Below are 11530 nucleotides of genomic sequence, written 5' to 3'. Positions count from 1 at the left end.
TAGCTGCTTGGCAACAAGAACGAAACCAAGAACATTCTAAGGTAAAATGGCAATTTACTACCACAGATGCTCGAATTAAACTGCATCATCTTTACCCACAATTTTAAGCGTGTCGAGCCACTACGGTAGGCTACGCCAACGTTGTCAATTGAATCCAACATATTGACCAATCCTTGGGAGATATGTCTGAGTTCTGCCATTTGCGCTTGATGTTCGGCTTTCTCTTCGTCGCGTTTTAGTTCATCACTTAAAGCCTTGTCTTGCATAGCCTGAATACCACGAGCAATTGACTGAGTTATACTTTGTGTTTCTCTAAGTGTATCCTGCATTCCCCGCTGTGAAATAACAATTTGTTGCAAAATTAATTGCATTTCTTTAAATGTCATAAAAATGCTCTAAAAACTAACTATCCCGAACATTATATCTTGCTTTCACGTTAGAGGAGTAAGCTCCTCGGACTAAACGATCAGTTCAGGTCGCGCATCCTCCATATCCTAATTCAAAACAAAGATAGATTATGCCAATACCAGAGAGTATTTATGAGAAAATTGACAATATTAGTGAATTTTCTAGATCCGATACAGATGAGATATCGCCAGTTGTCGATGAAGTCATCAGTCACATTCAGAGTCTGCTTCTAGCTCCTGAATATTCTAGTTCTTCTAGCGAAAGAGCAGAGCTTCTATATCTTCTTGGGTATACTTACTACCAATATCCATATAGAAATGGGAATCGAAATATCTATGTAAATATAGAAAAATCTCTCTTATCAGCTATTGAGATAAAAGCAGACTACTCAATTGCATGGTTATATTCAGGGCATAATGCTTATGACATGGGTAGATATAGTGATGCAAAAGAAAGATTTTTAAAGTGCCAAGAAAATCATTTTAATTCATTTTACCAACTAATTCTACTTGAAATGAAACTATGCTGCTTTATTAAGATAGAGGGACTTGCTCCGATGCTTAATGAAATTGAAAAGTTTGTAGAACAACTAGAAAATCACGATACTCCTCAAGATATATTTCCATACGTTTTGATTTCAATCATTAAAAACGATAATATAAACCTAGAAAGCTTAGATAAAAAAAACAAGGCAACTATTTTGCTATCTCGACTACAGGAATGTTGAAAGCAATAGCTAGTAAAGTTTACACTGCCCACGAATACATTGTCGGTCGATATCAATTGCCTAACGTTTAAGCTTTTTCTGAATACTCTTGATAGCTTTTAATAGTCTTAGCTGCGAAACACGACGATCGTTCAGATCGAGAAGATCGGATTTATCCAGATTGACACGATCGAAGAAGCAATCGATCTCACTCAGAATTACCTGAAGCCGTGACATAATATTCGCCGTTCGATATTCAGAAATTAGGGCATCGATATTATTTACCGGAGCATAAGACTTAACTACTTCTAAAATTCGATCGACATCGTAAGCCGTACTAAAACCTGCAATTTTATGACAATTAAATCCCGGATCTAAATAATCAGATAACCCATGATTGACACTCGAAAATACCTGACAGCCACAAGCGATCGCTTCTAAAGGTTGTAAGCCAAATCCTTCTGTCACTCCTTGCGTTGCCCAATACTCAGCCGAGTCATATAAATACACGCGCGATTGGTTGAATAATTCAGCTAAACTATCGACAAATCCAGAGATAATTTCTACCTTACAATGGGGCTGAAGTGCAGGAATTAATTGTTTTAATAAATAGTCAGAAGACTTACGCGAATGCACCAATACATCGATCGAACGGGCGACTTGTCGATTGCTAAATTCATCAGAAATTTGATTGGGCAAATAGTATAATAGCGAATGTGGCGATCTCTGACCCCAGTAACCGAGAGTATTCCGACTCACCGTAATAATCGGAATCCGTGCGGGGAGCCGAAAGCCATATTCCGCACTATGCGCGTGATAAATTGTTGGATATCCCTGCAACCGCGCCACTAATTTAGGCACATCAAAGCCCCAACTCACGACGAAAATACTATCCTGCGGCGCGCGCGCTAAAACATCATCTAAATAGGGTTTATCTGGCTCCCGTTGGCGATAGGTGACAATTTCGACAGGACGAATCTGTTTGACTAGTTCGATCGTTTTCAGTTCGGCAAATAAGCCCCCGCAGTAAAATTTCTCGGTAGTTCCAGGTAAGAGAAACAGCAGTTTTCGCATAAGTTAAATATCGATCGCATCGCGGCGATCGTTAGTTATCGGTCTAGCTTAATTTCTGCCCGCAATTAGCACAGAATTTATCGGTTGATTTGACCGTAGTACCGCATTCTGTACAAAACTTCCGTTGATTGACTGGTTCGCTCGGATTAACATTTACATTTTCTCGTCGGACAGTCGTTTCGGCATTAGCAGAGGTCGAACTAGAACTGGTACTAACAGATTGACTGTAAGTGCGATCGTCGCCACTAATATCACTGCTAATTTGAATTCTATTCCCATCGATCCTCACCAGCGATTGCCCGCTCGTACTGGTGATTTTGACAATTGCACCTGTCGGATCGAGCGTTATTTCTGGCGGTGCGAGCCAGATTCCCGTTGTAAAACTATCGCTCTGTCGCTGTTGTTGTTCGCCGTTATCGAATAAGATGGCGATGACAGTTTGCGCGCCTTCATTATCGATCGACAGTTGATGTCCAGTTGCTAATTTCCAACGATATGTCATGTCAATTTTGGATTTTAGGTTTACGATTTTGGATTAACATCTCCTTCAAAGAAGAGTAATGGCGAAGAACGCTAAGGAATGAGGATTTAATAATATCCATGTCTGCCCTCGTGCCAACCTGCGTTAGCCGATCTGCGGTAGTTTCTAACCATCTGTAAATTATACCAAGATCGAAACCACACCTTTCTTTCTGTAAAATTTTTCACTAAGATCGAAATAATAGCGTTATTCTCACATCTTGCATGACCGCGACAACCCCTCTGACACCGCTTCGCAGCACCGCTAAACTCACCTGGAACTGGCGCGGACACCAGATTAGATATACCATTACAGGCGAAGGTCAACCGTTACTATTAATTCATGGTTTTGGTGCTTCGATCGACCATTGGCGCAAGAATATTCCCGTGCTGGCTGAGGGTGGTTATCGAGTCTACGCGATCGATTTATTAGGATTTGGCGACTCGGATAAAGCCCCGATCGACTATAGTATGGAGCTATGGGAAGAATTAGTCCTCGACTTCTGGCATGAATATATTAACCGACCGACGGTATTTGTCGGTAATTCGATCGGCGCATTGCTGAGTTTAATGCTAGTCGCGCATCATCCCGAAATTAGTGCGGGTGGCGTATTAATTAATTGTGCGGGGGGCTTGAACCATCGCCCCGATGAGTTAAACTTCCTATTGCGAAATGTCATGGGGATATTTACTAATATCGTTGCATCCCCAGCCTTAGGTAAATTTCTCTTCGATCGAGTCCGTCAGAAATCTCGCATCCGCAGCAGTCTCTACCAGGTCTATCCGCGCCGGGAAGCCGTCACCGACGAACTGATCGAGATTATCTATCAACCCGCTTGCGATCTAGGCGCACAGCGAGTTTTTGCCTCAATTCTCACCGCGCCCCCAGGGCCGACACCTGAATCGTTATTACCCCAAGTCACCCCACCATTGCTCGTCCTTTGGGGTGAAAATGACCCCTGGACACCCATTAAAGGTGCGACAGTCTATCGAGAACTCGCCGCTGCCGGAAAACCCATCGAGGTTGTTTCGATTCCCAATGCTGGGCATTGTCCCCACGATGAGTACCCCGAAGTCGTCAATCCCGCGATCTTGCAGTGGCTCGAACGACTCTAGAGCGGAAGTAGGCATCTATTTATCTGCCGCACTTTTAGCCGCTTTTAGTTCTTGTGCGTAGGCTTTTTCTTCAGCTTGCTCTTCTTTATTTTCAGCCGCAATTAGTTCTTTCGGATTTTTATTGAGTTTGGCTACTTCATCATATACTTCTGCTCTGGTTGCTGCCGGATTTGTCTTTTCAAACAGTTGAATCACCTCCGAAGATCCCTGTGTGACTGGAGGTGCTGCATATCCTGGCTGGGGTAAGATTAAATTTGTCAGTGAGATTAAACTAGCTAATCCCAATACCAAACAGCTTTTAACAGCTAAATTCGCGATCGCCTCTAATATTTTCTGCATCTTAAATCTCCTGCAAATATTTACTAAATAAATCTCGATCGAATAAATAATATCTACAACTGTTCGATCGACATCTAAGGTCAGATTATCATTTAGTTGGTGGTAAACCTTCTATCGAAAGATGGATAAATGCCGCAACAACAGATGTTCGATCTAGGCCGATCGAGTAGCTAAACGCGTGGTAACTTGTGGTATACTCATCTTCAAAACCTCGCCCGATCGATTCAATCTTGACAATTTCTGCAAGCGAACATTTTCCGCAATTCACCCCAGTCGAATATCTGGAGTGGGAGGCGCAACAGGAGTTGCGTTACGAGTTCGTGGATGGTCGAATTTCGGCAATGACGATCGAAAGTGTCGAGCACGACCGCATTGCAACGAATTTTTGCAATCTGCTCCAAGCGCATCTACAAGCTACCGTGTGTCGGGTCTTTAACTCGAAAGTTAAGGTGCAAACATTAGCATCGAACGCCTTTTGTTATCCAGATCTAAGCGTCAGTGGCGATGTCCGAGACCGCAGTGCCAATAATTTTATCACTCATCCTTGCCTGATTGTCGAAGTAGTATCGCCCAGATCTGAGGTTTACGACAGAGGTGAAAAGTTTGCATTATATCGCCAAACAACTACTTTCTCAGAGTACGTTTTAGTCAGTACCGATAAAATCTGGTTGGACTTACATCAACGGAACGATTTAGGTAACTGGGCTTTGAATTCGTATGCATCTGGGGATGAAGTAGCACTCAAAAGTGTAAATTTCACCTTCGATCTCGATCGAATTTATGAAGATCGCATAGTCGATATTGGTGAATAGTCGATTGACTTTTAACTCAACTTAATACCCACTATAAAAATAACAATACCCCGCTCGATCGAGTGCGCTGAGTGCTTTTTTACTAGAACCGATAACAATAATCGTCGAGCCGATAATCAATCCGATTGCGGCTAAGTAAACACCGAATAAAATGCTCAATAGATACCCGACAATAAAATCGACGATCGTCGCTATTGCTAAAATTCCTAAGACATCGCGCAGCCGATTGAGACTGAGCAGAATTACTGTATTAAATAAACCGATCGCAAACAATAAATATCCCAAACAGGCAACGATTGTTAAAATGTTATCATTCTGACTGCGATGCAAGATCGATAATAACACGATCGTAATCGACATCAACAATCCAAAGTACAATAAAATTCTGCCGATCGACGACCAATATTTCTTTTGCAGTTGCCAAGATAGACTACCTGCTTCTGCTAGGGTCATGTGTTTGGCTCGATCGTACCAATACATAATTAATGTATAACTAAAATACTCAACTAATGGCACGATTAGTAGTAGATTTAGTAAAGCTAAATCCATACTGTCTTGATATTCTAAATTATTACCCGGAATCAGCATGAAATGACCAGCACGAGTAATATTTGCCACCAATCGATCGGCAAAAATAAAACCAAAATAAACAATTCCATACAAAAAGTAGGGAATGAGTAAATAGATCAGAATACTTAAATGTGGTAGTGCGACTAATTTACCAAACTTTGGAGCGATCGAACGATATTTAATTTGATTGGAGCCAAATAATAGCAACAGCGATCCAAAAGCGATCGCGATCGTACTCGTTTGCGCTTCTAGAGGACTAAATTTAAAAAATAATCTCAAGATAAAAAAGCAACATGTCACCCCGATTAAAATCGTTGGTGCTGCAAATCGATACTGAAGTCCAACAATTGCAAACAGCATCCAAATCGTACTCAGTACCATATAATAACTACCTGCGATAATTATATAGCGATCTGTAGTAATTCTTTGATAAAAACAGAATAAGATGCCAATCGATCCTAGTAAAATGGTTACAAAAATTCCCATCAGCAAAATCGACGTACAGATCCGATTAGCTTGAATGGGATCTCTCAATCCAATATAAAATAGCCCGCGCCGACTAATCATTTGCACGAAACCGCTACTAGTAATCAGACTTGCCATCGTGCTAAATCCAAATAAAGAGTTCAATTCTGGCGGTAAAAAGTCACCACTTTTATCGAGTGGCAAATAATTGAGAATTAAGAGAATGATAAATGGAATAGTATAGACAAAACTATGAGAAAATTGTGTCACAAAGACATTTAATTTATCGATAAATTTCGGAGCTAATCTTGAAAGCTCTCGATCTCGATCGACAAATGGAAATTGTTCGCGTTGGGCATAGATAAATTGTCCGAGCACTAGTGCGTCGGGACAACCAAATTCAGCAGCGATCGTTTTATCTGTATAACCTAAGGTTTCGACGATCGCCACAATTTCCCATGGATCGCAGACGTTGGGATAATTGATGTAAATTGAATTAATTAAATTTTGGAGTGAATGATTTGTCACGATTTACCAGTCATTTTTAATTTAGAGATCCTCGCCTGACGAATTAAATTCAAATAGAGATCGAGATAAGCTCGCACGCATTTTTGCTGAGTAAACAATTCTAACGCTCGGTGTCGAGATTTTTGACCGAGTTGGGTGCGGTGGTTGTCAGTTAAATTCAGCATTTGAATTATTGCTGCTGCAAGTTCGATCGGACGATTGGCGGGGACGATCGATCCGGTATCGCCTAAGGCTTCCTCCACCCCTCCAACATCAGTAGAAACGATCGCCGCACCACAGAGCATCGCCTCGATCGCCGCATAGGGAAAACCTTCAGAAATACTAGAGAGCGCGACTACATCGGCGGCTGTATACACCAACCACGGTTCGTTAGTAAAGCCAGCAAAATTCACTGTCTGTTCCAATCGATATTCGGCAATCTTTTGCTGACACCGATCGAAGTAATCTAGATCGGCAGGTTTACCATATAACTTAAATTCTACATCAGGAAATTTATCCCGGACGATCGGCGCGGCTTCAATTAAGGTTAACTGTCCCTTGAGTGCAAAAATCAACCCCATATTAATCACGATCGGATGAGGATTAGACTGACGCAATCGGGGTTTGAACTTGTCCGGATCGGCACCATTATACACGACCTTAATTTTCGCTGGCGGGACTTCCCACCACTGCTCCCAGCGGGTATTGTATTTACATACAGGTGCGACTGTATCGGCAAAGTGATAGTTTAATTTGACCACCGCACTAACTAAATAATGCAAAAAGCGACGGACGAACACCGAAGAAACTGAAGTTCGCAGATTGAGATATTGCTCGCGAATATTAATTCCATGTTCGGTCAAAAGATAGGGAATCTGATATTTTATTTTGCCAACTACCCCAGGCAATCCACAATAACTAGCGGCAGAAGAATGAATCAAATCCACAGGTGGAATCGGGACATGCAGGGGAATACAGAGCCGATATAGCAGCTTGAGCGTCTCGGAAACCTCGCCTAAAGTAATCCGCGCTGGTGCGATTTGGGATTGCCAAGAGCTAGTGACAATTTTCTGAAAGCATTCCCACACCTCGATCGACATCATCGTTTTATGATAGTCATACCGCAGAAAATACTCGTGAATTCCCACAAATGTATTGCCTAGCGTATCGATGTCCATCACCTCTGGCGATAAAATCCCTTGTAACAGTTGCTCGAATACCGGAATGAATCTCTGCGAGATGACTGCACCAGTAGTGGCAATTTTGCTCTTTAAGGCACGAGAAAACGGAAATCGCCATCCGTACTCGATCGGGTCTTCCATGCCCCACAGCGGCACCTTGAGCAGTTGCGTGACATTCTTCGAGAGTTGGTATTGTTGGGGTAAGTAAGGATTGGCAACGATCGCCAAAATCTTGAAGTCTACTTCTGGCATCTGGTGAGTTAATTCGTGACACCACGTACTCACACCCCCACTCAGGAATGGATACGTACCTTCGGTTGTCATTAGAATGCAAGGCTTCATTTCGGAAAATAAACCGTACCATTTTGACCGATTAAAACAGTCGGTTTGGGATTGGTGAATTCGACTTCGATGCGTTGAGTAGATCGATCGATGGGTGGGGCAATATTAGTAACTAGGGCGACTAATTCTTGACTTTCGATCGCGGTACCTACTTTGACGAGTGCTTTTTGTCCGGTTTTTAAGAGTGCAGCTTGTTGAGCCTCAACATCCACAACAATTTTCAGCTTTTTAGGATCGACGATACTCATCAATTTACTCCCAGCAAATACCCGATCTCCCGTAGAGATCGGAATTTCGATCGCCATCCCCGAAATTGGTGCGGTAATATCGATTTTAGTCGGCTCTAGGACTGGTGGTTGAGTGCTGGCGATCGCGATTGCCGATGGTTTACCATTCGGCATGGTTTTCTGGATCTGCTGCAATTTAGTTTCGATCTGTTGATATTCGGCGCGAGCGGTTTGAAGTTGCGCTTGAAGTTGTTGCAGTTGTCCGGCTTGTTCTGCTAGGGTGAGCTGTTGTTGCAGTTGGGTTGATTTAGTCTGAGCGGCTTGTTTCTCGGTGGCGACTTTGGCAGTAGCAATTAAACTATCGTAATCCGATCGGGCGATATTCAGATCGGATTTAGCAACGGTCATCTCTTTTTCGGCTTGTTCGACTCGTTCTTGCGAGATCGCGCCTTGGCTTTGATATTGAGTCAGTCGCTCGTAAGTAGCCAGCGTCCGTTCGTAGATGGCTTGCGCGCGGACGATAGCTTCGCGTTTTTGGCTCACGGGAAGTCGTTCCGCTTGAGTGGCAACTAAATTTACGCGCACGTTGGCATCGGCTACCTGTTGGCGCAATGGTGCCAGGTTGCGTTGATAATTGGCGATCGCCAGTTGAATATTACTAATCCTACCAGCGGCTGCTTGGCGTTCGCCGATCGCGATCTGTTGCTGTTGAAGTGCCTGTTGTTGCTGTTGAGATGCCTGCTGAAGGGCGATTTGTTGTTGCTGTGCTGCGAGTTGCTGTTGTTGGAGCTGTTTGGTACGATTGGCACGTTCGGCATCGACATTGCGAATGCTCAATAATCGATCTCCAACTTTCACCGTTTTCCCGATGGCAATGGGGATGACGGTAACGATACCGGGAATGGTAGCATCGATTTTGGTAATGTGGAGAGGTTCGATTTTGCCAACGAACGGCAGATCGTGTAGTTGCTGCGCGCGATCTTGTCGTTCTGGTGTTTCCGCTGGTTTATTTAAACTTTGACGGAGCAGATAGAGCGAGCATGTCAATCCCAACCCGGCGACTACTAGTGCTGTGGCTTGATACCAGCCGATCGATTTACGCGATCGACCCCATGCGGTAATATCTAAAATTAGCTCCGATGGTTGCTCGAATTCCGTACCGGGGACGATTGCCGTACTTTTAGTAGCAGTCGGCTTATTAATGCCCGTCAGCTCTAAGCTACCGGGATACTCGATCCGACTGACAGGCATCCGCTCGTTACTAGAGCGAGGTTTCCACTCTAATAATCCCGCTTCGACTCGATCTGGAATAAATTTTTCAAATAATCCCGGTGCGATTTGCATGTAGCCGCGATTGACAAAGCGGACGGCATCGCAAATTTCCTGTGCGGGAGCACCTTTGAGAATATAGCCATTCGCCCCTGCATAGATCGAGTCAGCGACATACTCATCGCTGTCGTGACTGCTCAGTACGAGCACTTTAGTTTTGCGAGAGCTGTGGGAGATAATTTTGGTAGCGAGGACACCATCAATATCCGGCATTTCCATATCCATGAGCACGACATCGGGAAGTAATAGCTTGACTTGCTCGATCGCATCATAGCCGTTATCTACCATCCCAACGATATCAAAGTCCGGCTCGGTCTCTAGTAGAGACTTCAACCGTTCCCGAATGCTCTTCTGGTCATCCACCAGGAGAATGCGAATCATGTCCACTTCCTTTGCTTTGTGATACTTATTGCTAGCCGTGGCTCATTTATTCGATCGATCTGCTGCTTTAGCCGGATGAAAATATATTTTGGTAAACTATATATCAATTTTATTACAGATTTAGCTAAATCGAGCCGATAGTACTACTGACTCTTGAATTGTAACTTCGATCGCATCGCTCGATCTGTCTCGATCGGCACAAGCGATCGTCTAAACTCTACCAATTATGACTCTAACTAGCTAGATTTAGCTGGTACTGCGATCGCAGCGCAACTTTTTTCCGCCATTTAGCTGAATCGATCGTTGCCAAATTATCCTTATTCAGTCGCTGTTTTAAATGCTGGCTAATGCTTCAAACTCCTGCCAGCACATAAATAGAGCGCGCGGAACGTGAAAACACCCTTTCCATTTACCACCCTTGAGGTTTAATAATACTTTACCCTGTCGATCCAAATAGCCAAACCATTCCCCACCTTCAGGATCGGCAAAGTGTTTCCACGTATATTCATGCACTTTTTGATACCAATCCCAACAAGCAGCTCTTCCAGTCAGCCGAAAGCCCATTGACAAAGCTACCAAAGCTTCCACATGTACCCACCACAATTTCTGATTCCATTCCAATTGTTGCGGCGGATGCCCGTCAGCATCCATAAAATAATAGATGCCCCCATACTCATCATCCCAAGCAAAATTCAGAATATTTAAGACCGTATCGACTGCCCGTTCGATCGTCACTTTATCCTGACGGCGATTGGCAATATCCATAATAAACCACATCGCTTCGATCCCATGTCCGGGATTAATCGATCGACCCTCGAAACAATCGACATGGCTGCCATCGGGAGCGATATTCTCATACATTAATCCGCTCTTTTTGTCAAGAAAGTCATTCATCACTTCCGCGACAGTCAGATCCAATACCCGATCTAATTTGGCATCCGGTAACAGCCACGCCATTTCTAGCGTCAGATTTGCCAAAATCATCGGTACTGCCAAAGATTTTAAAGAGCGCGTACCAGGATATGTTTTATTGTAGCGACCCTTAGGATCGTCTTTGCGCCGCAACACATTTTGATACGCTTGAAGCGCAACATCTTTCGCCCAAGATTCGCCATCGGCAAGAGCATATTGACTGAAAGCCATCGCTGCAAAACAGTCAGAAAAGATATTATAAGGCTCAGTAAGGGGCTGTCCCGTTCGATCGAGTGAAAAATACCAATTCCCCTGCGGATCGCGCCCATGCTCCGCCAGAAAGCTCGCTCCATGTCCGGCAATCTTGAGCCACTCACTCCGCTGCTCTACCCGATTGTATAGCATCGAAAACGTCCACACCTGACGATTTTGCAACCAGATAAACTTATCGGTATCGTACACATTTCCCGATCGATCTAGACAAGTAAAATAACCGCCATGCTCCCAATCGATCGAGTTTTGCTCCCAAAATAGTATGACATTATTGAGTAGTGTATCTTGGTAAAGTTGCGCTAGTTCTGTAAAATCGCAGTTCATTTCAAGACTGGGAAAAGGATGGTAGACAGGGATTTACATGGGCAG

Annotated in this window: 11 protein-coding genes; 3 read left to right on the top strand and 8 right to left on the bottom strand. The window is 43.6% G+C overall.

Translation table 11 applies throughout. The annotated features are described in order from the left end of the window. Window positions 1–386, bottom strand: a 386-nt coding sequence (locus RMO79_RS22260; protein WP_310485454.1) for a hypothetical protein, incomplete at its 3' end; no start/stop codon positions are given. Between the two features lie 131 nt (window positions 387–517). Between RMO79_RS22260 and RMO79_RS22255 the strand changes: the two genes are divergently transcribed. Then, window positions 518–1135 carry a hypothetical protein gene (locus tag RMO79_RS22255; protein WP_310485453.1) on the top strand — a complete coding sequence of 206 codons (618 nt, stop codon included), beginning with the start codon at window positions 518–520 and terminating at the stop codon, window positions 1133–1135. Between the two features lie 60 nt (window positions 1136–1195). Here the strand turns inward: RMO79_RS22255 and RMO79_RS22250 are convergent, their stop codons facing one another. Beyond that, window positions 1196–2188 carry a glycosyltransferase gene (locus tag RMO79_RS22250; protein WP_310485452.1) on the bottom strand — a complete coding sequence of 331 codons (993 nt, stop codon included), beginning with the start codon at window positions 2186–2188 and terminating at the stop codon, window positions 1196–1198. Window positions 2189–2231: 43 nt separating this feature from the next. Then, the gene (locus tag RMO79_RS22245) at window positions 2232–2690 is read right to left on the bottom strand and encodes a zinc ribbon domain-containing protein (RefSeq protein WP_310485451.1); all 459 of its coding nucleotides are present in this window, start codon (window positions 2688–2690) and stop codon (window positions 2232–2234) included. A gap of 242 nt (window positions 2691–2932) precedes the next feature. Here RMO79_RS22245 and RMO79_RS22240 point away from each other — a divergent pair, with 242 nt between their 5' ends. Next, the gene (locus RMO79_RS22240; protein ID WP_310485450.1) at window positions 2933–3823 is read left to right on the top strand and encodes an alpha/beta fold hydrolase; all 891 of its coding nucleotides are present in this window, start codon (window positions 2933–2935) and stop codon (window positions 3821–3823) included. A gap of 15 nt (window positions 3824–3838) precedes the next feature. Here the strand turns inward: RMO79_RS22240 and RMO79_RS22235 are convergent, their stop codons facing one another. Continuing rightward, window positions 3839–4162, bottom strand: a complete 324-nt coding sequence (locus RMO79_RS22235) for a hypothetical protein (protein WP_310485449.1) — start codon at window positions 4160–4162, stop codon at window positions 3839–3841. Window positions 4163–4392: 230 nt separating this feature from the next. Between RMO79_RS22235 and RMO79_RS22230 the strand changes: the two genes are divergently transcribed. Further along, the gene (locus RMO79_RS22230) at window positions 4393–4974 is read left to right on the top strand and encodes a Uma2 family endonuclease (RefSeq protein ID WP_310485448.1); all 582 of its coding nucleotides are present in this window, start codon (window positions 4393–4395) and stop codon (window positions 4972–4974) included. A 21-nt stretch (window positions 4975–4995) separates the two neighbouring features. Here the strand turns inward: RMO79_RS22230 and RMO79_RS22225 are convergent, their stop codons facing one another. The 4 genes from RMO79_RS22225 to RMO79_RS22210 all read right to left on the bottom strand — a co-directional run bounded on the left by RMO79_RS22225 (window position 4996) and on the right by RMO79_RS22210 (window position 11485). Further along, window positions 4996–6537, bottom strand: a complete 1542-nt coding sequence (locus tag RMO79_RS22225) for a hypothetical protein (protein ID WP_310485447.1) — start codon at window positions 6535–6537, stop codon at window positions 4996–4998. Further along, window positions 6534–8021 (bottom strand): DUF3492 domain-containing protein, encoded by a 1488-nt coding sequence (locus RMO79_RS22220; protein ID WP_310485446.1) that lies wholly within the window; start codon window positions 8019–8021, stop codon window positions 6534–6536. The genes RMO79_RS22225 and RMO79_RS22220 overlap by 4 nt, the downstream gene beginning before the upstream one ends. A 14-nt stretch (window positions 8022–8035) precedes the next feature. After that, window positions 8036–9976 carry a response regulator gene (locus RMO79_RS22215; protein WP_310485445.1) on the bottom strand — a complete coding sequence of 647 codons (1941 nt, stop codon included), beginning with the start codon at window positions 9974–9976 and terminating at the stop codon, window positions 8036–8038. Between the two features lie 333 nt (window positions 9977–10309). Further along, window positions 10310–11485, bottom strand: coding sequence for an AGE family epimerase/isomerase (locus tag RMO79_RS22210; RefSeq protein ID WP_310485444.1), 1176 nt, complete (start codon window positions 11483–11485; stop codon window positions 10310–10312). Window positions 11486–11530 lie beyond the last annotated feature (45 nt).

It is taken from the genome of Chamaesiphon sp. VAR_48_metabat_403, from assembly GCF_031422475.1.
Taxonomy (GTDB): Bacteria; Cyanobacteriota; Cyanobacteriia; order Cyanobacteriales; family Chamaesiphonaceae; genus Chamaesiphon.
Note: the sequence above shows the minus strand (reverse complement) of the source record. Positions and strands in the feature narration are given on the sequence as shown.